The organism is Rhizobium sp. M10, from assembly GCF_002531955.1.
Classification (GTDB): Bacteria; Pseudomonadota; Alphaproteobacteria; order Rhizobiales; family Rhizobiaceae; genus Rhizobium; species Rhizobium etli_C.
The window spans coordinates 55621-76759 of record NZ_NWTA01000023.1 but is presented as its reverse complement, the minus strand read 5'-3'; the positions used below and the strand labels follow the sequence as shown (position 1 = coordinate 76759).

Sequence of the window (21139 nt, the reverse complement as noted above, 5' to 3'; positions counted from 1 at the left end):
AATCCCCGCCGACAAAGAGGTGGTTCCGCAGCAGGCGCTGGCCCGCTGAAGAACGTCTGTCATGCCTTCTTTTTGCTGCGGGCAGACTTGGTCCAGACATCGAGGATCACGGCGATCGCGATGATCAGACCCTTGATGATCTGCTGCCAGTACGAGCTGACATTCATGAGATTGAGCATGTTGTTGATGACGCCGATGATCATCGAGCCGATGATCGTGCCGGTGATGGTTCCGGTGCCGCCCATCAGGCTGGTGCCGCCGACGACCACCGCGGTGATCGCATCGAACTCGTAGCCGACGCCGCCGGCCGGCTGGCCGGAATTGATGCGAGACATGAGGACGATGCCTGCGACGGCGCACAGGATGCCGTTGAAGATGAAGGCCTTCACGACGATGCTGTCCGGATTGATGCCGGAAGCGCGAGCGGCACGCTCATTACCGCCGACCGCATAGACGTATCGGCCGAACTTGGTCTTGTTGAGAAGAATCCAGGATAAGACGACAACGACCGCGAGAACGATCACGGAAATCGGTACCGGGCCGAGTGAGCCCTGGCCGATCACTTTGAAGTCGCCCAGTCCTGTCACCGGCGAACCGCCCGTGTAAAGCAGCACGGTGCCGCGTGCCACCGTCGTCATGGCCAATGTCATGATGAATGACGGGATGCGGAAGAAAGTGACGACGAAGCCGTTGATGATGCCGGTGACGATCCCGACTGCAACGCCCGCGGCGACAGCCAGAATGACGCTTCCGGTCATGGCCATCACGCTGGCCGCCAAGACGCCGCAGAGTGCCAGGACAGATCCCAGGGAGACGTCGATGTGTCCCAGAATGATGATGAAAGTAACGCCACAGGCAAGGAGGCTCACCACGACGACCTGACGCAGGACGTTGGTGAGGTTGGCTTCTGTCAGAAATGTCGGGCTCAGGATCGAGGCAAGGACGCAGATACCGACGAAGATCAGGATTGTACCGTATTTGCGGTAGATCTGGGAAAAGCTCATGGTCCGAGAGCCTGAAATCACCTGGCCCTCTCGTTTCACGGCCGCGTCTGCGCGTTCAATACTCATCAGTGTCCTCCCGTGGCGAGGCGCATGATGTTTTCCTGCGTGGCCTCGGCTCTTGTTAGTTCGCCGGTGACCCGGCCTTCGCCCATCACCACCACGCGGTCACTCATGCCGAGGATCTCGGGCAGTTCGGATGAGATCATGACGATCGCGAGCCCCCGACGAGCGAACTCGGTCATCAGTCTGTGAATTTCGGATTTCGACCCGACGTCGATGCCTCGTGTGGGTTCGTCGAGAATGAGCAGCTTCAGATCACCCAGCAGCCACTTGGCGAGAACGATTTTCTGTTGATTGCCGCCGCTGAGGTTCTCCACGATCATTGCCGTGTCGGGCGTCTTGATCTGGAGCATCTTGATCATGCGCTGGGAAGCTGTCTCTTCCTGCCGCTCGCTGATGAAAAGGCCGGAAGTGAACTTCTTGAGGTTCGCGAGCGAAATGTTCTCGCCGACGGACCGGCAAAGCACCAGACCTTCCGCCTTGCGATCTTCCGAGACCATGGCGATGCCGTCGGCAATTGCATCCTTCGGCGACGTCAGCTTTAGCGGTTTGCCGTTCAGGCGGATGACGCCCGCGTCCGCCGCGTCCAAGCCGAAGATCACCCGGGCGACCTCCGTTCGCCCGGCGCCGATCAGGCCGGAAAGGCCAACGATCTCGCCGGCACGCACCTCGAAGCTGACATTTTCGAAAACGCCGTCACGAGAGAGGTTCTCGACGGAAAGGACGACATCGCCGATCGGCACGTCCTCTTTCGGAAAGATGCTGGAGATCGTGCGGCCAACCATCTGCGAAATCAGCTTTGCCGGCTCGTATTCGCTCGCCGGGGCGGCAGCGACGAACTGGCCGTCACGCATCACCGTGATGTCGTCGGCGATCTGGAAGATCTCGTCCATCTTGTGGGTGATGTAGATGATCGCGACGCCTGCCGCTTTCAGGTCTGCGATCTGCCTGAAGAGCATCGCGACTTCCGTGTCGCTGATCGCCGACGTCGGTTCGTCCATGATCACCAGAGAGGCCTCGCGCGAAATCGCCTTGACGATCTCGATGAGTTGCATCGTCGCGATGGACAGGTCTCGCATCTTGGTTTGGGGGCTGTATTTCAGGCCCAGACGATCGAGCAGCGTCTGCGTATCTGAATTCATGCGATCGAAATCGACGAACCGGGACAAAACGCCGGTCCGGCCGTAACTGGGTTCTCGGCCGAGAAAGATGTTTTCGGCGATGGTCATGTCGAGCACCGGGCTGAGTTCCTGATGGATCATCGAGATCCCTCGGTCCAGCGCGGCTGCGGCGCTCTGATGGTCGAGCTTTTCGCCTCTGAAAAGAATCTCTCCGCCGTCGATCGCGTAGATGCCGCTTAGAATCTTCATGAGCGTCGACTTGCCCGCGCCATTCTCCCCGACGAGGACATGGACGGTGCCGGCAAGAACCTTCAGGCTCATGCCATCGAGCGCGAGAACACCGGGGAAGGCCTTGGTGATTGAGCGCATTTCAAGAACGAAGCCGGCTCCGCCATCTATAGGCGTGCGATGGCCTTCGCCGCCCGAAAGCGGCGCCACCCTTTGCAAGGTCGCAGACATGAGAGTATTTCCTCCAGATGAGAGAGCTCTCCCAAGCTCTCCCGCCAAACTGGCTTGTGCTGGAAGATGAAATTGCGAAAATTCCGCAAAGTGTCAACGAACCGGTGGATTTTTCTCCCAAAAACTCTCATAAATAACATCAAGATTTGAAAGGTTCGATATGTCTCGCCCAACGATCCCCGACTTGGCAAAGGCCGCGAATGTGAGCATTTCAACGGTCGATCGCGTGCTGAACGGTCGCGATCCGGTGCGCCCGCAGACGGCGGAGCGGGTTCTGAACGCCGCCCGGCAGATCGGCTTTCACGGGGTGACGGCCATCGCTCGCCGACTCGAGCACGACAAGCCGGTGATCAAATTCGGTTTTCTTCTCAAGCAGTCTCACCGCAAGCTTTATCAAATGTGGAGCGACATTCTGGTCGCGGCGACCGAAGCATTTCCCGATGCCCATGGAAGGGCCATCGTCAGATTCATGGACGATCTTGCGCCCGATAAGGCTGCCGAGGCGATCTACGCTCTCAGTCGCGAAGCCGACGTCATCGGAATGATCACCTCCGACCACCCGCAGGTGAACCACGCCGTCGATGGTCTTGCAGCAGAGAACATTCCTGTTGTGACCATGATTTCCGATATTTCCACGGCCTCCCGCGCAGCCTATGTCGGCAACGACTGCATCAAAAAGGGCCGCACGGCCGCGTGGTTCATCGCCGGGCTGAATGGCAATGGCGGCAAGGTTTCCGTCTTCGTCGGGAGTCACCGATATCTCGCCCAAGAGCTGAACGAAATGGGGTTTCGATCGTATTTCCGGGAGAGCGCGCCGGGCTTCCAGATGCTGGAGACGGTTGCCACGCTTGAAGAGCCCGAAATCGCCTATGAAGCGACGCGACGCCTTCTGCAGACCGAGCCGAATTGGGTCGGACTCTACGTTGCCGGTGGCGGCATCACCGGTGTGATGCGGGCCCTGCGGGAGGATGGTGGGCCGGCAGCCAAACGCCTGGTGGTCATAGCACACGAGCTCACCAATGAAACGAGAGCCGGTCTTGCTGAGGGGCTGATCAGGGTCGTCCTGTCTCATCCGGCAAAGCTGCTGGGAGAGACCCTGGTCCGGGCAATGGCGGAAGCTCTCGATGCCGGCCGATCGCCAACCGTGTCGCAGCACATTGTCCCGTTTGAATTTTACACAGCCACCAATATTTGAAGGTCCGACGAAAAATATGAGTTAAAGCGCGTCGAACGAATCAAATTAGATACGACGCGCTTTAACCGCGAGTTCTCCGCTGTGGTCACTGACCCCAGGTCATTTCGCCCTTGGCGACTTTCGCCCCTAATTCCAGCGAAATCGGCATGGCCGCGTCGGGATAGAGTTTCTTCATCGCTGCGATCAATGCCTTGGAGTCTGCGGCCTTGGCTGCCTCGGCGTCAAATGCGATCAGGTAATCACGCGTGTAGCTGACGGCGGACGCATCCATCGGCCAGGTGGAGGTGCCGTGACCTGGTACGACGATCTCGGGTCTGCGGGCGAGGATGTCGTCAAGTGCTGCGCCCCAGGCCTTCCGTTCCTCGACTGTCGGAAGATCGGCGACCCAGGGATACATGCCGCCGAACACAGGGACGCCGCCGAACACGGCGCGGAGCGATGGAACCCAGATATAGCGGCCGCGATCCTTGAGCCCTGGCGCGGTGACGATTTCGAGCTTCTCGCCGTCGACTGACAGCGTGTCAATGTCGCTCGCTTCCGGGAAAATGAGATCGGAGACCGACTTGGGACCGTTGTCGCCCAGAACAGGCGACCAAGCCTTGATCTTGCCTTCGGCCTTCTTCCGCATCAGTGCAACGGTGTCGTGAGCGGCGAGGATGCGGGCCTTCGGGAAGGCCTGATGGACGGGTGCAAGACCGAAATAGTAGTCGGGATCGTTGGTGGTGACATAGATCGTGGTGAGGTTTTTGCCGCTGGCCTTGATCGCATCGGCGATGACCTTGCCGTCCGAATAGCTGAAGCTCGAGTCGATGAGTACGGCCTCCGTCTTCCCGGTGACAAGGACCGGAGCGCGCAGAAAGCCCGCTTCGGTGGCCCTGAACGCCGTCCATGATAGGGGAGACTTCTCCTGCGCGACACCGGATGTAGCGAGCGGGATCATGAGAGCCGCGGCTGCGGCGATCGTCTTGAGGGTGGTGCGTCTGTTCATCATGTTCTCTTCACGTGGTTGTGGGGCGAACCGTCCTGCCCCCAAGGCAGGAGGGTCCGGCGGCGGTCGACACCCTGACGATGTCGGCCACGCTGCAGTGGGCGATTGAGATTTGGAGGGATCGGGTTAGTAGCCGACGGTGAACCGTTGCCTGACGTGGGCCGGGGCTTCGATCTCGTCAACGAGTGCAACGGCGAAGTCCTCGAAGGAAATGCTGCTGCCGTTTTCGTTCGTCAGCAGTTCGTCCTTGCCGAGGCGGAAGCTGCCGGTCCGCTCGCCGGGGACGAATGCGGCCGAAGGCGACAGGAAGGTCCAGTCGAGGTCGTTTTCAGCCCTGAGCTTGGTGAGGTAGTCGACGCCGCCCTGCGCTTCAGATTTGTAGATATCAGGGAATTCGGGCGTGTTCACCAGGAGAACGCCCGGAGCGACTTCGAGGCTGCCCGCGCCGCCCACCACATAGTAGCGACGAACGCCGGAGGCCTTGACCGCGCCAATCAGCTTGTCCGGATCGCTGGCGGAGAAATGCACCGAGCTGATGACGGCTTCATGCCCCTCCAACACCTTTGCCAACGCTTCAGGTGCGGCGATGTCGCCAGAGGCGGCGGCGACGTTCGGCAGAGATGTGACCTTGGAGGGATCTCGGGCAATCGCGGTGACGTTATGACCGCGAGCCGACAACTCCGACAGGATGCGGGAGCCGGCCTGGCCGGAGGCTCCGATAAGAGCGATTTTCATGATGGTACTCCTGGTTGGGATTGGGGTTTCATGCGTCTGCAGAGAGCTCATCGAGCGCCGCAACGAGCCGAGCCGGACCTTGATAGAGCGCCTCGCTGTTGAGCACGTGGGCCTCGCCGTTGATGCGGGCGACGAGCTGCGGAACGCCGCGAATGCCGAGCCTGTCCATCTGGCGCTGCGCATCCTCCACCCGCTCCAGCGCGCGCTCACGAAGATCGGAGTCGTTCCGGAGCCTCTCGGCGAAGATCTCGGCAGTCAGTTCGATGCCATGCTCGGCAGCCACCTGAACGGCGACCGTCGCCACCTCCTGAACGTTGGAAGTATCGCGTCCGTCGACATAGCGGGCGATCTGGATGGCATGCAGGAAACGCGGCTCAAGCTTCGCGGCGTGCTCTCCAAGCGCGGTGAGCGCAAGCGTCGCGGGGCCTGAGTCGAAGATGCCGTTCGGTGCCAGCAGGACGTTCTGATGGTATTCCTTTGAGAAGCGCTGCCCGGTGAGAGCCTGGATCCTCTGGTCGTTGCGCCATGCGTGATCGGCGATCGACGAGATCGGCCTTCCTCCGACGAAAAGGCCGGAGGGAAGCATCCTGAGACGATCTGAAAATTGCTCGGCAAGACCCGCCAGCGCCGGAGCGCTCGCGTAACACCAGCCGCAGAAAGGGTCGAAGAAATATTGAAGTTCGATGTCGGTGGTCACTGCGATCTCCCTGTGTTCGAGAGAGATATAATGTTGCGCATATCAAAGATAAACGTCACTATGATCGAAAGAATGTTGCATAAATCGAGCGAATAGATGGATCGGATCATTGCGGCGAAAGTGCTCTTGAAGACTGTCGAGCGCGGCAGCGCTTCGGCAGCAGCCGAAGAATTGGGCATGTCCCGCGCGATGGCGTCGCGCTACATCGCGGCCATGGAAGACTGGTCGGGAACGCGGCTTCTCCACCGCACGACGCGACAGCTCAGCCTGACATCGGCGGGCGAACGCGTTCTCGACATGTGTCGGGAAATCGTCCGTGTTGCCGACGCAGTGACTGAGGTCGCAAGCCCCGCAGACACTCCGCACGGTCTTCTCAGGGTGACGGCACCCAGCATCCTCGCAGAAGCGCAGCTCATTCCGCTTCTCTCAGATTTTGCCGACGCCTATCCGCGCATCAAGGTCGATTTACAGATTTCCGATCGGACGATCGACCTCGTGCAGGACCGCATCGATCTGGCGATAAGGATCGCCAATCGCCTGGACCCATCCTTGATCGCGAAACGGCTGGGACAGTGCTCGTCGCTGCTCTACGCCTCGCCGCGCTATCTCCAGGAATACGGAATTCCCTCAACACCAGCGGATCTCGACGACCACAGGTGCCTCACTTACACCCACCTTGGCGGGACGGAATGGTCGCTGAAGAATTTCGAATCTCAGATCGTCATGTCGGTGGAAGGCACCTTCCAGACCAATGACGCTGTCGCCCTGCGCCGTGCCGCTCTGTCCGGTCTCGGCATCGCAATGCTGCCGTGTTTTGCCGCCGATCAGGAGGTTAAGACAGGTCAGCTGGTTGTCGTCTTGCCGGAGTGGAAGCCAAGCACACTGGGCATCCATGCTCTTTATGTTTCGCGAAAGCACCTGCCGATGGCCGCACGAGTCCTCATCGACTTTCTGGCAACAAGGCTGGTGGATGTATAGGGCAGTCAGGTCTGGGAAGCACCGGCTCGCCATAGGTTTGTTCGCCGTTTATCACATTGTTTTTATGATCATCCGGCAAAACGTGACTGCCCCGACGCATGGATTTTGTCATGCTGCCGGTGCAGATTGGCCATCGGCCGCCTTGGCCTTCAGAAAATTGGAGAGGAACATATGAATTGGAAAGCACTAGCTGCCGCCGCAGCGATGGCAGGAATAGCCTTCGGCTCGGTGACCGCCGCCGACGGCACCCATGACTCGCGCGTTGCCTTGATGAAGAAGATCGGGGGGTCGGCGGGCGCGCTGGCCGGCATCGCCAAGGGCGAGAAGCCCTATGACGCCGAGACGGTGAAGGCGGCATTGACGACGATCGCCACCACGTCCAAGGTCTTTCCCGACCAGTTCAAGCCGGGCACGGAGACGGGCGACGAAGCGGCGAGCCCGAAGATCTGGGAAAACATGGATGACTTCAAGGCGCGTGCCGCCAAGCTCTCCACCGATGCCGAAACCGCGCTCGCTCAGCTTCCGGCCGATCCTGCCGCCGTCGGCGCCACGATGAACACCCTCGGCGCCAATTGCGGCGGCTGTCACAAGGCCTATCGCCTCGGCAAGTGAGCGATAGGCCGTTTTGATCCGGATCTTTGTATGCGATCCGCGCCGGCCTTGCCGCCGACGCGGGTCGTCTTGATATCCGCCCGGGGAAATCTCGGCGAAAGGGGAGGCGGGGCATGGTCCGCAGGTTCATCCGGTTACTGCTCTGTCTGATCGGCGTCGCCGTCCTCGGCGGTGCCGCCTTCTATCTTGTCACCGCGCCCGATCCGCTGCCGGAAAGCCATTGGGCCGGTCTCGGCGCGCCGGACCCGGCAAACGGTGAGATGGTCTTCTGGGCCGGTGGCTGCGTCAGCTGTCATTCAGCCCCCGGTTCCGAAGGCGATGCGAAACTGACGCTCTCAGGCGGCCTGGCGCTGAAGAGCCCTTTCGGCACCTTCCACGTGCCGAATATCTCACCCGATGAAAAGGCCGGCATCGGCGGCTGGACGCTCGCCCAGTTCGGCAATGCGATGAAGCGCGGCGTCGGGCCGAACGGGCAGCATCTCTATCCGTCCTTTCCCTATGCTTCCTATTCCAGGATGAGCGACAAGGACGTCAACGATCTCTTCGCCTTCCTGAAGACGCTGCCGAAGAGCGCCAACGCCACGCCCCCGCATGGGCTGCCGTTCCCCTACAATATCCGGCTGGCGCTCGGCGGCTGGAAATTCCTTTATTTCAACGATCAGCCGCGCGTCGCGCTCGCCAAGAACGATGACAAGGTGAAGCGCGGGCAATATCTCGTCGAGGGCCCCGGTCATTGCGGCGAATGCCATACGCCGCGCGATGCGCTCGGCGGCTTTAAGGCCGATCAGTGGCTTGCCGGTGCGCCCAATCCGGAAGGCAAGGGGCGCATACCCGACATCACGCCTGCCTCCAAGAGCATCGGCGGCTGGAGCGAGGCCGATATCGCCAGCTATCTCGAAACCGGCTTCACCCCCGATTTCGATAGCGTCGGCGGCTCGATGGTCGATGTGCAGCAGAATATCGCCCGTCTGCCGGCGGCCGACCGCGAAGCGATCGCCGCCTATCTGAAGGCCGTGCCGGGGCGCTAGAGCCTGTCGCGCCAAAGTGTGCAGCGGTTTTTGCGGCCGCTGCACTCGGAAAGTCGATCTCCCTGTTTATAGGGAAGTGGGACCAGGCATGAGATCATAGGGATGGCGCCAGCCCGGCATGCTGCTGATACGATCTTTCCATGCTGCGATAGCCGGAAAGGCGCCGTGATCGATTCCGGTATCCTCCGGCATGAAGACGTAGCCCGCCAAGGAGAGATCTGCGATCGTCAGCCGCTCGCCGACCATGAAGGCTCGGTGGGCCAGGTGCTCGTCAACAATCGCATAGGCAGCCTTAGCCCTCAGCCTTAAAAACTCGACGACCGGCGTCTCGCCGCTCTTCTGGAGGCCATACATGAACCGCAGCGTTGCGTAATAGCTAGTGAATTTATGATTGTCGAAGAGGATCCAGCGCATGATGTCGCGTCGTTCTTCGGCCGTCTGCGCCCCAAATTGGCCTGTCACCTCTGCCAAGTAGTCCAGGATAACCCCCGATTGGCTGATCTTCGTTTGGCCATGTTCGAGCACAGGCGCTTCGCCCTGTTCGTTGATCGTTTTTCGCCACTCTTCGGTTCGCGTTTCGCCGCCCAGATAGTCAACGAAAATGCTTTCCCATTCGATGCCGGCAAGCGCAAAGAAGAGTACGACCTTGTAAGAGTTCCCGGAGAGAGCGAAGCAATGAAGTTTGAAATCAGCCATGAATGCTCCTAACGCGATTCGATAAAGTATCCGCAGTACTGAAGCGGGCACGTCCGACTCGATCCGAACCCCACCCTGCGTCTGAATAGATGCGCGCCACTCTAGCTGGCAAGCTTAACCCGCTCCCGCCCATCGAGCCAGGGCTAGACTTTCGATCTAGCCAACCTAAGCAATCGACTGCATGTAGCGCATGCCGGTCACCGGCCGCGGGGTGAAATCCAGCTGTTCGTAGAAGCGGTGCGCCAGCACGTTGCCGGTCGCGGCGCTGACGGAGAGGTAGCCGCAGCCGGCATTGCGTGCGGTTTCGCGGGCCCGGTCGACGAGCAACTGGCCGGTGCCGTGGCCGCGATGGCCGTCGCGCACGAAAAGATGGTGCAGGTCCATGCCGCGTTTTCCCTCCTGCGCCCTGTAGAGCGGCACGAGAATGGCGTAACCGATCAGCCCTTCGCCGGTCTCGGCAACGAGAGCATGGATCCAGGGTAGGGGGCCGAACAGATCGCGCTCGAGCTGCTCCGGCGTCGTTGCCGCCGCGTCGCCGTGATGAGCGGCAAGCAGGGCGATCATCTCGTTGAGCTCGGGCAGGTCGCGCGGCTTGGCGGTGCGGATCGTCACCACCGACGGGCGCATCAGTGAAATTTCGCTGTCTTCGATTTCGGTCATGGTCTTCGCGTCCTTTGATAGTCTGCCGTCAGGACGCTGCCGATACAACAAAGCCGCCTGACGGCGGCTTGTTGACAATATGATCTGTCCAGCCGCCCTTTACAGGTACAGCCAAAAATACGAGCGGCTCTGGTGCGCGTTTTTGATCATGAAGCATCCATCGCCGCAAACGCGGCATTTGTCAATGGCGCTGCAGCATGACGCTCCCACGCGGCATGGGCATTGATATCGGCCGGCATATGCTGATAGTATACCCCCCTATATTAATTGGTGAGTCCGTCATGTCCCACACCTCCCTGCAAAAAAAGAAGCTCGTCGCCCGCATCAGCCGTCTGAAGGGACAGATGGAAGCAGTCGAGCGGGCGCTCGAGGCCGAACGCCCCTGCGGCGAAATCCTGCAGCTGCTCGCCTCGATCCGCGGCGCCCTGACCGGACTGACCGGCGAGGTGCTGGACGATCACCTGCGCGAGCATGTGCTGAATGCCGCCGATGACGCGGCAAGAGCCGAGGCGGTCGAGGAAATATCGGAAGTGCTGAGAACGTATCTCCGCTGAGCGCTTGTAGAAGGAGCCTGGAATGACTGCCGGGATTGGGAAAACCCAAATGAACAGCCTCGAACATGATCATGTTTTCCTCGGCGCCGATCATGCGGTGAACGAGCGGCGCGTCTGGCTGGTGATCGCGCTGACGGCGGTGATGATGGTGGCGGAGATAACGGCCGGCACCGCCTATGGCTCCATGGCGCTGGTCGCCGATGGCTGGCATATGTCGACCCATGCCAGTGCGCTGTTGATTTCGGCGCTCGCCTATCTCTTCGCCCGCCGGCAGGCACGCAATCCGCGCTTCACCTTCGGCACCGGCAAGCTCGGTGATCTCGCCGGCTTTGCCAGCGCCATCATCCTTGCGCTGATCGCCCTGCTGATGGCCTGGGAAAGCTGGCTGCGCCTTGCAAATCCGGTGCCGATCGGCTTTGCCCAGGCGATCGCCGTGGCGGTGGTCGGTCTTGCCGTCAACCTCGCCAGCGCCTGGCTGCTTGCCGGCGGCGGCCACCATGCACACGGCCATCACGCGCATCATCATCACCACCATGGCCATCACGATCATGGCGATCACACCCACGATCACCACGCTCACGATAGTCACGCAAAGCACGGCGACAACAATATCCGCGCCGCCTATCTGCATGTCATCGCCGACGCGCTGACCTCCGTGCTTGCCATCGCGGCGCTGACGCTCGGCAGCCTCTATGGCTGGCTCTGGCTCGATCCGATCATGGGCATCGTCGGCGGCCTGGTCATCGCCAACTGGTCCTGGAGCCTGATGAAATCCTCGGGCGGCGTCCTTCTCGACGTCGTCCCGCACGGCGAGACGCTGCCGGTTGACATTCGCGAGGCGATCGAGACGGAGGAAGACCGGATCACCGATCTGCATGTCTGGCAGGTCGGCCCCGGCCATCACGCCGCCATCGTCGCCGTCCTCACCTCCGAGCCGCGCGATCCGGCCTTCTACAAGGCCCGGCTTTCGGCGCTCTCGGAATTGTCGCATGTGACGGTCGAGGTGACGCGCGCCGCATGATTCCGGTGCGGGCAACTTCGGCGCCGCGGGACGACTTCGTCGCCGCGATGACGAGATGCCGCCGCAATCGCGCCTTAGCTCTGTCCTCCTCACCGCCGGAGGATTTTCATGGATCTCAGTCTTACCCGCCGCATGCTGATAGGCTCGGCTTTGTGCCTGCCTGCGCTCACGCTTCCCGTCAGCGCCGAGGAAAAGAGCGAAGAGGGCGACGACAATGTCGAGCGCCGCCTGGCCGAGCTGGAAAAACGCACCGGCGGGCGCCTCGGCGTCTCGGTGCTCGACACCCAGACCAGCATCTCCTTCGGCTATCGCGGCAGCGAAGCCTTTCCGATGTGCAGCACCTTCAAGGCGCTGGCCGCCGGCTTCGTGCTGGCCCGCGTCGACAAGGGCGACGAGAGCCTCGACCGGCGGGTGACCTACGGCAAGGACAAGCTTGTCGACTATTCGCCGATCAGCGAAAAACACGCAGGCGCCGACGGCATGACGATCGCCGAACTCTGCGATGCGGCGGTGACGCTCAGCGACAATACCGCCGGCAACCTGCTGCTCGAAAGCTTCGGCGGGCCTGCGGGGCTGACCGACTGGCTGCGCTCGATCGGCGACGGCACGACGCGTCTCGACCGCACCGAACCGACGCTGAACGAGGGCCGGAAGGGCGATCCGCGCGACACGACGACACCGAATGCGATGCTCGATACGCTTGGCAATCTGACGCTCGGCTCGGTGCTGACGGAAGCCTCCTGCAACAGGCTGATCGCCTGGCTCGTCGCCAGCACGACCGGCAAGGAGCGGCTGAGGGCCGGCCTGCCGGCCGATTGGAAGGTCGGCGACAAGACCGGCACCGGCCCGAACGGCTCCCTCGGCGACATCGCCGTCATCTGGCCCCCGGACCGCGGCCCGATCGTCGCCGCCGTCTATATCGCCGAGGCGACCGTGCCGGCGAAGGAGCTCAACCCGGTCTTTGCCGAGGTTGGGCGGATGATTGTGGAGATGGTTTGATCCGGGGGAAGGTATGACGGCTGTCCGGTGTGCGGAGGGGGCTAGCCGGTTGCATAGGGAATCAGGAATTGCTCCAGGCGGTCCCGCCTTCTGCCAATCGGGCCCCTTCACCTCCGTCGTCCTCGGGCTTGACCCGAGGACCCAGGCCGCAAGCACTGCGTTGGCGTTCGCACTGACAAAGGCGACCGCTGCCACGAGCCATCACGGCAGCGTATAAGCAATCACATAATCGCCGGGCTTGGTGCCGACCGAGCCGTGGCCGCCGGCGACCATGACGACATATTGCTTGTCGTCGTCGGTCGTATAGGTCATCGGCGTCGCCTGGCCGCCGGCCGGAAGCCGTGCCCGCCAGAGTTCCCGGCCGCTCGTCACGTCATAGGCGCGCAGGTAGTTGTCGACTGCGGCCCCGAGGAAGGCGACGCCACCCTTGGTCAGCATCGGCCCGCCGATGCCGGGCACGCCGACCTTGAAGGGCAGGGGCAGCGGCGTCATGTCGTGCACGGTGCCGTTCTTGTGCATATAGGCGATCTTGCCGGTGCGCAGGTCGACGCCGGCGACATAGCCCCATGGCGGCGCCTGGCAGGGGATCTGCAGCGGTCCGAGGAAGGGCCCCATGAAGACGCCGTAGGGCGCGCCGTCATTGCGGTTGAGCCCCTGTTCGCTGCCCTTTTCATCCTGGCCGCGCGGCGGAATGTCGGCGGCCGGCACCAGGCGTGAGGTGAAGGCGAGATAGGTCGGCATGCCGAACATGATCTGCCGCTCGGGATCGACAGCGACGCTGCCCCAGTTGAACGTGCCGAAATTGCCGGGATAGACGATCGTCCCTGCGAGCGAGGGCGGGGTGTAACGGCCTTCGTAGCGGTAGCGGTGGAAATCGATGCGGCAGACGAGTTGGTCGAACAGCGACACGCCCCACATGTCCTTTTCCTTCAGCGGCTCGGGCGAGAAGGTGAGGTCGGAGATCGGCTGCGTCGGCGAGGTATGATCGCCGGAGATCGCTCCATCAGGCGCCGGGATCTCCTTGATGGGGATGATCGGCTCGCCGCTGCGCCGGTCGAGCACATAGAGATCGCCCTGCTTGGTCGGGCCGACAAGGGCGGGAACGACGCTGCCGTCTTCTTTCGTCAGGTCGATCAGCGCCGGCTGGGCCGGAACGTCCATATCCCAGAGATCGTGATGCACCGTCTGGCGCACCCAGCGAAGCTGTCCGGTGGCGATATCGAGCGCGACGATCGAGGAGGAGAATTTCTCGACATTGTCGCTGCGGTTGATGCCGAGCTGATCGGGCACCTGATTGCCGAGCGGGATGTAGACCATGCCGAGCGCCTCGTCGACGCTGAAGACCGACCAGCTGTTCGGCGAGTTGGTCGTATAGGTCTGGCCGGCGGCGATCGGCGTCGTCACATCGGGGTTGCCGGAATCCCAGTTCCACATCAGCGCACCGGTCTTGATGTCGAAGGCGCGGATGACGCCGGACTGCGCCTCGGTCGAGTAATTGTCGTTGACCGCCCCACCGATGATGATCTTGCCGGCCACGGCGACCGGCGGCGAGGTGGAATAATAATAGCCGGCCGGGTTGAAGCGCATGCCGGTTTCGAGATGCAGCACGCCCTGATCGGCAAAGCCGGTGCAGACCTTGCCGTCCGCCGCGTCGAGCGCGATCAGCCGGGCATCGGAGGTCGGCAGGTAGACGCGCTCGGCGCAGGGCTGGCCGGCGGCGACATCGGGGTCGGCATAATAGGTGACGCCGCGGCAGGTCTGATGCTGCCGGTTGGGGTTCATGCCGGAATTGGAGTCATATTTCCATTTCTCCTTGCCGGTCTTGGCGTCGAGCGCGATCGCCCAGTTATGCGGCGTGCAGAGATAGAGCGTGTCCTTAACCTTGAGCGGCGTCACCTGATAGGTCGTCTCGCTGATGTCGTCCGGCCGCTTGACGTCGCCGGTCTGGTATCGCCACGCCTCCTTGAGGGTGGAGACGTTGTCGACGGTGATCTGGTCGAGCGGCGAATAACGCTGGCCGAAGGGCGTGCGGCCGTACTGATGCCATTCTCCATCCGGCACGCTGCCGCCGAAAGCGGGACTGGCGGCGACCTCATCCCTAGGCAGATCGCCGGCAAGATCATGCGGATCCGTCGTCATCGAATAGAGGGCGACGGCTATGGCAAGAAGAACGGGCACGGCGAGCGGCCAGGGATTGGCGCCATAGGTGATGCCGGTCGGGCTGCGAAAGCCGAGCGGCCGGCGGATCCAGGGCGTCAGCAGCCAGAGCCCGAGCAGGATGATCAGGCCGCCGCGCGGCCCGAGCTGCCACCAGTCGAAGCCCACTTCCCAGACCGCCCAGGCGAGTGCGGCGATGACGAGCACCGCATAGACCCAGAGCGCCACCGCCTTGCGCATCAGAAGCAGCCCGGCGGTGATCAGGAACATCAGCCCGGCGAACAGATAGAAGACGCTGCCGCCGAGCGTGACGAGCCAGAGCCCGCCGCCGCCGAGCGCAAGGCCGATGATGATGAAAAGGATGGAGGTGATGACGATCGCCATAAGGCTGTCTCCCGCTGAGGTTCGCCGGGTGAAGAAGGGCGGAAAAGCCCCGCCGATCAGCCAGATAGCGCAAGGGACATGCCTTTCAACGGCTGCATTTGCCGCAGGCGGATGTCACGGTACGGTTGTATTGGAGCCGCTCACGTCCCGCAGAAGGTCGCAAGCACCCGCTCATGCGGCTTCGGCGGCTCGCTATAGCCGGCAAGATCCGGCTGGTCGTCATAGGGCCTGGCGAGCACCGTCAGCAGCGCCTCGAACAGCGAGAAATCGCCGTTTTCGACCGCAGCCTCGATCGCCTGTTCGACGCGGTGATTGCGCGGAATGAAGGCCGGATTGACGCTGCGCATGGCGTTGGCGCGCTCGCTGGCCGTCTGCGGATCGCGCGACAGTCGCTCGCGCCATCGCGTGAGCCAGGTACGGCCGGCCTCCGCCTCGCGGAAACTTGCGGCAAAGGCGGGCTCTGCTGTTTCGTCGCCGGCAAGGTCCGACAGTCGGCGGAAGGTCAGGGTGAAATCGGCACTTTGCGCCTGCATCAGCGACAGCAGCGCCTGCACCAGATCGAGATCACCGTCCTCTTCGCCGGCAAGGCCGATCTTTTTCCGCATACCGGTCAGCCAATGCGCCTGGAACCGCTCGCCATAAGCCCGGATCACCACATTCGCCTTATCGACTGCGCCGTCGAGCTCGGCGTCGATCAGCGGCAGCAGCGTTTCGCCGAGCCGCGCGAGGTTCCATTGGCCGATGGCCGGCTGGTTGGCATAGGCATAACGGCCGTGCTGGTCGATCGACGAGAAGACGGTCGCCGGATCATAGGCATCCATGAAGGCGCAGGGGCCGAAATCGATCGTCTCCCCGGAGATCGTCATATTGTCGGTGTTCATCACGCCATGGATGAAGCCGACATGCAGCCAGCGGGCGATCAGCGCCGCCTGGCGCTCGGAGACTGACTCGAACAGGGCGAGATAGGGATTGTCGGCTTCCTTAAGGGTGGGGTAATGCCGGTCGATGACATAATCGGCAAGCGCCCGCACACCGTCTGTGTCGCCGCGGGCGGCAAAAAACTGGAAGGTGCCGACCCTGATGTGGCTGGCCGCGACCCGGGTGAAGACCGCACCCGGCAGCACCTCTTCCCGGTAGACCGGCTCGCCCGTCGTCACCGCCGCCAGCGCCCGTGTCGCCGGAATGCCGAGCGCAAACATCGCCTCGCTGATGATATATTCGCGCAGCACCGGCCCGAGGGCTGCCCGCCCGTCGCCGCGCCGCGAGAAAGGCGTCGGCCCGGCGCCCTTCAGCTGGATATCGAAACGCCTGCCGCTGCGGTCGATCACCTCGCCGAGCAGGATCGCCCGGCCGTCGCCGAGCTGCGGCGAGAAGCCGCCGAACTGGTGGCCGGCATAGGCCATCGCCAGCGGTTGTGCGCCTTCGGGAACGAGATTGCCGGAAAAGATCGCCGCGCCGTCGCGCCGCAGCGCCTCGACGTCGAGCCCGAGTTCGGCGGCCAGCGGCTCGTTGAGCTTGATCAGCCAGGGCTCCGCCACCGCGGTCGGCATCTGCGCCGCAAAGAAGCGCTGCGGCAGGCCGGCATAGCTGTTGTCGAAGGCGAAGGCCGCACCGGGCCGTTTTTTCTCGAGGGCGGAGGTCATAATCGATAGGTAGGGCCGGGCGGCCCGTGGCGCAAGCTCTTCACGAAGCATGAGGCCGATGCAAGCAAACGTGATCTGCTTTACCCGCTCGTCAAAGCTGCTGTGCCATAAAGGACATAGCGCCGCCATGATCGCAGGCGTATAGCAGATCGTCTCCCCTTGGCATTACGCCATGTCATCCCCCGCGGCCTTGCTGCCTCCTGTGCTCCGCCGCGCCACCGCGAGTGATCCCGGACGATGTCGGATCAGATTTACCAGGCGCCGATGGCTCGGCGCGCCGCGCCCAATTTCCGGGTGATCGCGATGATTGTCGCGAGTGCGATGCTCATGGAAAACATCGATGCGACCGTGCTGGCGACGGCGCTGCCGACCATGGCGCGCGATTTCGCCGTCAGCGCCCCGGCCATGTCGATCGCGCTGACTTCCTATCTCCTCAGCCTGGCGATCTTCATTCCGGCCAGCGGCCGCATGGCCGACAGTTTCGGTTCCCGCACCGTCTTCCGCGCGGCAATTGCCGTCTTCGTGATCGGCTCCATCCTTTGTGCGCTGGCGCCGACGCTGTCGTTCCTGGTGCTGGCGCGGCTGCTGCAGGGCCTCGGCGGCGCGATGATGATGCCGGTCGGGCGCCTGGTGCTGATGCGCAGCGTCGCCCGCAAGGATATGGTCAGCGCCATGTCCTGGCTGCTGGTACCGGCGCTGATCGGCCCGATCGTCGGCCCGCCGCTCGGCGGCTTCTTCGTCACCTATCTCGACTGGCGCTGGATCTTCTACATCAACGTGCCGATCGGCATCATCGGCATGATCTTCGTCTCGATCTATATCGATGAGGTGAAGGGCAAGGCGAGCGGCCCGTTCGATACGATCGGCTTCGTGCTCTCCGGCCTCTCGCTCGGCTCGCTGCTTTTCGGCTTCGAAATGTCGAGCCACGAAGGCGAGGGCGCCTTCTCGCTCTTCCTGATCGCCGTCGGCCTCATCTTCGGCATCGCCTATCTCAGGCATGCCCGCAGGCATCCGTCGCCGATCATGGATTTTTCGCTGATGAAGGTGCCGAGCTTCGGCACCTCGGTCATATCAGGTTCGTTGACGCGCATCACCCAAGGCGCACAGCCCTTCCTGCTGCCGCTGCTCTTCCAGATCGGCTTCGGCCTGTCGGCCGCAGCCGCCGGCCAGATCGTCATTGCCACCGCGCTTGGCGCGCTCGCCATGAAGCCGATGGCGAAGTTCGTCTTCAGCCGGCTCGGTTTCCGCCGCAGCCTTGTCCTCAACGGCATCCTCGGCACGGTCGGCTACGGCCTCTGCGCCGCCTTCCGGCCGGATTGGCCGATGCCGCTCATCTTCATCGTGCTGATACTCAGCGCCTTCTTCCTGTCGTTCCAGTTCACCGCCTACAACACCATCGCCTATGACGAGATCGACAGGGAGCGGATGAGCTCGGCCACCAGCTTCTACACCACCTTCCAACAGCTGATGCTGTCGCTCGGCATCTGCATCGGCGCCTTGGCGCTGCACGGTTCCATGGCCTTCAACGACGTCGAAACGCCGACGCTCGGCGATTTCTCCACCGCCTTCATCGTCGTCACGCTCATCTCGATCACCGCCACCGTCTGGAACCTGCGCTTCTCGCCGACGGCCGGCGAAGAGATCAGCGGCTATAAGGCGAAGCGGACGAAAGGCGCCGCCAAAGGCTAACGCCTTCAGCCTTCTTGACGCCGATCGGCAATGAACTGGTCTCGCTGGCACGGCACGCCGTAGCCGGATACAGGCCCCCCTGCCGCTGTCATGCCACCTGCGGCAGGCATGCCTCGCAGATCGCCGCGACGTGGCGGTGGTCGGTGCCGCAGCAGCCGCCGAGCACGCGCACCGCAGGCATGCGGCCGATGAGCTTGCGGTAGCGGCGGCCGAGATCCTCGGGATCGCCCGCATCCAGCGTCTCGCTATTGTCCAGCTGCTCGTGGCTCATGGTCGAGGCGTTGGCACGGATGCCGGAAATGCGTTTCACCCAGGCGCTGTCGGGATCGAGCGCACCTTCGAAATGCGAGGGATGGGCGCAGTTGATCATGTAATAGGCCGGCGCCCCGCCGGTCGCCGCATCCGTCGTCTCGATGGCCTCCTGAAGGCTGCGGCCCGTCACCAGCCGGCCATCCGTCTCCAGCGTGAAAGAGATGGCGCAGGGCATGCCGAGCGACTGTGCGGCCCGCGCCACGCCGATCGCCTCGTCAATATTGGTCAGCGTGAAGGCGGTCACCATATCGGCCTCGGTGCCGGCGAAAGCCGCGATCTGGAAGGTGTGGTAGTCTTCCGCCTCGGCCGCATCCATGCTGCCCGCCTTGTAGCCGTCGCCGCGCGGGCCGATCGCGCCGCTGATGACGATCGGCTGCTCCGGCCGCTCATAGGCGCTGCGTAAGCCAACGAGCAGGTCGACGGCTTCCTCGTTGGCCGCCTTCAGGGCTTCAGCGGTATAACCGAGCTTCTGCCCCCAGTCCGGATTGGCCCGCCATGTCGCGGTGTCGAGCACGAAGCCGGTGCCGTGCCGCCGGGCGATATCGAGATAACGGCGATAGTAATTCCACATTCGCTGCCGCCCGTCTTCGGAAGCCAGCAATATGAAAGCGGCGAAATGCGGAAGCGCGATGCCTTCCTGGAAGATCATCGTCGTTTCCATGCCGCCATCGGTAATGAAGGTGCCGCCTGTGAGTTGCGGCAGACCGTTTCTGTACTTTGCCATTGTTGAAGCCTCTCCCTCGCAGCATCCGAAACGGCTGCCGTCGATGAATGATGTTCTGGCGCTTAATCGGCTGCCAAACTAGGCGACTTGCGGTATACTGCCGGCGGTTTTGGTTTTTGCCGGTTGATATCAATCGCTTGGCGTAACCGAAGCTGCCGGGGACGCAGGCAGGTTCTGAACGTGCGGCGATCAAAACTGTACCGCCGGTACAGGAGGGGATATGCGAAAGGGCGAGGAAACCAGGACCCGCATCCTCGATGTGGCCGAAGCGGCTGTCCTGCAGAAGGGTTTCGGCGGCACCTCCATCGAGGAGCTGATCGCCGAGACGGGCATCACCAAGAGCGGCTTCTTCTATCATTTTAGGGACAAGAACGAGCTCGCCAAGGCGCTGCTCAACCGCTACATCGAAAATGACGAGCGCATCTACGACGAGATCTTCAGCCGTGCGCGCGATCTGACCGACGATCCGCTGCAATCCTTCCTGCTTGGCCTCAAGCTGCTGTCCGAACTGCTCTCCGATCTGCCGAACGGCCATCCCGGCTGCCTTGTGGCGACCGTGTGCTATTACGAGCGGCTGTTCGACCGGGAGATACAGGAGACCAACCGCAATGCGGTGCTTGCCTGGCGGCGCCGTTTCAGCCGCATGCTCCGCGACATCATGGAGATCTATCCGCCGCGCGAGCCCGTCAATGTCGACCAGCTCGCCGACATGGTGTCCTCCGTCCTGGAAGGCGGCATCGTTCTGTCGAAGACGCTGAAAGAGCCGAACACGCTGGCCGAACAGGTGCTGATGCTCCGCACCTTCGTGAAGATGCTCTTCCTGCCGGTAGCGGAAATGCCGAGGGCCTAGCTGCGTTCAGCCTTCCATCGCCGCCGCCATATCGGCGAGCTTGCGCACGGTGTTGAGATTGCGCGAGGTCCCCGGCTTCAGCGCCGGCAGCTTCAGTTTCGAGCGGCCGGAACCATTGGGATAATGCACATAGATTTCCCGGGTCGCGAGTTTTGCCTCCTCGCCGTCGGGCGCCACCATCTTCTCCAGCGCATCGGCGGGCGGCTTTTCGGGGAGGAAATAGACCAGCAGGAAGTTCGGCTTGGCGTCGGGGAAGGGGGCGTTGGCGGCGATCGCCTCGAGCTCCTTGCGGCTGCGCACCATTACGCCCGGCCGCTTGCCCATCTTCTTGCCGAGCGCCGCGTCGAGCTTTTCCTCGACGGCCGTTTCGGATTCATCCGAGCGGAAGAGTACATTGCCGCTCTGGATATAGGTCTTCACATCCTTGAAGCCGAGCTCTTCGCAGATTGCCTTGAGTTCAGCCATCGGCAGGGCGCCGGTGCCGCCGACGTTTATGGCGCGGAGGAGGGCGATGTAGATGGGCATTTCGGTGTCTCCCTAGGCCTGTTGTGCCGCGGTCGCCCCCCTCTGCCC

20 protein-coding genes are annotated in these 21139 nt (G+C 62.5%); 9 read left to right on the top strand and 11 right to left on the bottom strand.

All coding sequences use genetic code 11. From position 1 onward, the window contains the following. Positions 1-59: 59 nt before the first annotated feature. The gene (locus CO671_RS26990) at positions 60-1070 is read right to left on the bottom strand and encodes an ABC transporter permease (RefSeq protein ID WP_097608504.1); all 1011 of its coding nucleotides are present in this window, start codon (positions 1068-1070) and stop codon (positions 60-62) included. Next, positions 1070-2644, bottom strand: a complete 1575-nt coding sequence (locus tag CO671_RS26985) for a sugar ABC transporter ATP-binding protein (protein WP_097608503.1) — start codon at positions 2642-2644, stop codon at positions 1070-1072. Before CO671_RS26985 ends, CO671_RS26990 begins: the two co-directional genes overlap by 1 nt. 160 nt (positions 2645-2804) lie before the next feature. On the opposite strand from CO671_RS26985, the gene CO671_RS26980 reads away from it, so the two are divergent. Beyond that, a complete protein-coding gene (locus tag CO671_RS26980; RefSeq protein WP_097608502.1) occupies positions 2805-3839 on the top strand; it encodes a LacI family DNA-binding transcriptional regulator in 1035 nt (344 codons plus the stop codon). An 85-nt stretch (positions 3840-3924) separates the two neighbouring features. On the opposite strand, the gene CO671_RS26975 is transcribed toward CO671_RS26980, so the two are convergent. From CO671_RS26975 to CO671_RS26965, 3 genes are all read right to left on the bottom strand, one after another. After that, entirely contained in the window at positions 3925-4830 is a 906-nt protein-coding gene (locus tag CO671_RS26975) for an MBL fold metallo-hydrolase (protein ID WP_097608501.1), read from the bottom strand. A gap of 123 nt (positions 4831-4953) precedes the next feature. Then, entirely contained in the window at positions 4954-5562 is a 609-nt protein-coding gene (locus CO671_RS26970; RefSeq protein ID WP_097608500.1) for an NAD(P)-dependent oxidoreductase, read from the bottom strand. Positions 5563-5590: 28 nt separating this feature from the next. Then, positions 5591-6259: a DsbA family protein gene (locus tag CO671_RS26965; protein WP_097608499.1), complete on the bottom strand. Its 669-nt coding sequence runs from the start codon at positions 6257-6259 to the stop codon at positions 5591-5593. A gap of 96 nt (positions 6260-6355) precedes the next feature. On the opposite strand from CO671_RS26965, the gene CO671_RS26960 reads away from it, so the two are divergent. The 3 genes from CO671_RS26960 to CO671_RS26950 all read left to right on the top strand — a co-directional run bounded on the left by CO671_RS26960 (position 6356) and on the right by CO671_RS26950 (position 8877). Beyond that, a complete protein-coding gene (locus CO671_RS26960; RefSeq protein WP_097608498.1) occupies positions 6356-7237 on the top strand; it encodes a LysR family transcriptional regulator in 882 nt (293 codons plus the stop codon). A gap of 171 nt (positions 7238-7408) precedes the next feature. Further along, positions 7409-7849, top strand: coding sequence for a cytochrome c (locus tag CO671_RS26955; RefSeq protein ID WP_010034533.1), 441 nt, complete (start codon positions 7409-7411; stop codon positions 7847-7849). A 113-nt stretch (positions 7850-7962) separates the two neighbouring features. Further along, positions 7963-8877, top strand: coding sequence for a cytochrome c (locus CO671_RS26950; RefSeq protein WP_097608497.1), 915 nt, complete (start codon positions 7963-7965; stop codon positions 8875-8877). A 66-nt stretch (positions 8878-8943) separates the two neighbouring features. On the opposite strand, the gene CO671_RS26945 is transcribed toward CO671_RS26950, so the two are convergent. Both CO671_RS26945 and CO671_RS26940 read right to left on the bottom strand, forming a co-directional pair. Next, positions 8944-9573: a glutathione S-transferase gene (locus tag CO671_RS26945; protein WP_097608496.1), complete on the bottom strand. Its 630-nt coding sequence runs from the start codon at positions 9571-9573 to the stop codon at positions 8944-8946. Between the two features lie 165 nt (positions 9574-9738). Next, positions 9739-10233: a GNAT family N-acetyltransferase gene (locus tag CO671_RS26940; protein WP_039618661.1), complete on the bottom strand. Its 495-nt coding sequence runs from the start codon at positions 10231-10233 to the stop codon at positions 9739-9741. 281 nt (positions 10234-10514) lie between these two features. Between CO671_RS26940 and dmeR the strand changes: the two genes are divergently transcribed. The 3 genes from dmeR (at position 10515) to bla (ending at position 12807) form a co-directional block, all read left to right on the top strand. Next, positions 10515-10787 carry a Ni(II)/Co(II)-sensing transcriptional repressor DmeR gene (dmeR, locus tag CO671_RS26935; RefSeq protein ID WP_097608495.1) on the top strand — a complete coding sequence of 91 codons (273 nt, stop codon included), beginning with the start codon at positions 10515-10517 and terminating at the stop codon, positions 10785-10787. Between the two features lie 22 nt (positions 10788-10809). After that, positions 10810-11808 carry a CDF family Co(II)/Ni(II) efflux transporter DmeF gene (gene dmeF / locus CO671_RS26930; RefSeq protein WP_097608494.1) on the top strand — a complete coding sequence of 333 codons (999 nt, stop codon included), beginning with the start codon at positions 10810-10812 and terminating at the stop codon, positions 11806-11808. Between the two features lie 108 nt (positions 11809-11916). Next, on the top strand, positions 11917-12807 hold the full coding sequence (gene bla, locus CO671_RS26925) for a class A beta-lactamase (RefSeq protein WP_097608493.1): 891 nt from the start codon (positions 11917-11919) through the stop codon (positions 12805-12807). A 201-nt stretch (positions 12808-13008) separates the two neighbouring features. Here the strand turns inward: bla and CO671_RS26920 are convergent, their stop codons facing one another. Continuing rightward, positions 13009-15348, bottom strand: coding sequence for a glucose/quinate/shikimate family membrane-bound PQQ-dependent dehydrogenase (locus CO671_RS26920; RefSeq protein WP_097608492.1), 2340 nt, complete (start codon positions 15346-15348; stop codon positions 13009-13011). Between the two features lie 140 nt (positions 15349-15488). Further along, positions 15489-16991 (bottom strand): protein adenylyltransferase SelO, encoded by a 1503-nt coding sequence (locus CO671_RS26915; protein WP_097608491.1) that lies wholly within the window; start codon positions 16989-16991, stop codon positions 15489-15491. A 237-nt stretch (positions 16992-17228) separates the two neighbouring features. On the opposite strand from CO671_RS26915, the gene CO671_RS26910 reads away from it, so the two are divergent. Continuing rightward, positions 17229-18680 carry an MFS transporter gene (locus CO671_RS26910; protein ID WP_097608490.1) on the top strand — a complete coding sequence of 484 codons (1452 nt, stop codon included), beginning with the start codon at positions 17229-17231 and terminating at the stop codon, positions 18678-18680. 88 nt (positions 18681-18768) lie between these two features. Here CO671_RS26910 and CO671_RS26905 read toward each other — a convergent pair whose 3' ends face one another. Beyond that, positions 18769-19716 (bottom strand): homocysteine S-methyltransferase family protein, encoded by a 948-nt coding sequence (locus CO671_RS26905; protein ID WP_097608489.1) that lies wholly within the window; start codon positions 19714-19716, stop codon positions 18769-18771. A gap of 220 nt (positions 19717-19936) precedes the next feature. Between CO671_RS26905 and CO671_RS26900 the strand changes: the two genes are divergently transcribed. Next, a complete protein-coding gene (locus CO671_RS26900; RefSeq protein WP_097608488.1) occupies positions 19937-20566 on the top strand; it encodes a TetR/AcrR family transcriptional regulator in 630 nt (209 codons plus the stop codon). 6 nt (positions 20567-20572) lie between these two features. Here the strand turns inward: CO671_RS26900 and CO671_RS26895 are convergent, their stop codons facing one another. Next, positions 20573-21091, bottom strand: coding sequence for a DUF1697 domain-containing protein (locus CO671_RS26895; protein WP_097608487.1), 519 nt, complete (start codon positions 21089-21091; stop codon positions 20573-20575). Positions 21092-21139 lie beyond the last annotated feature (48 nt).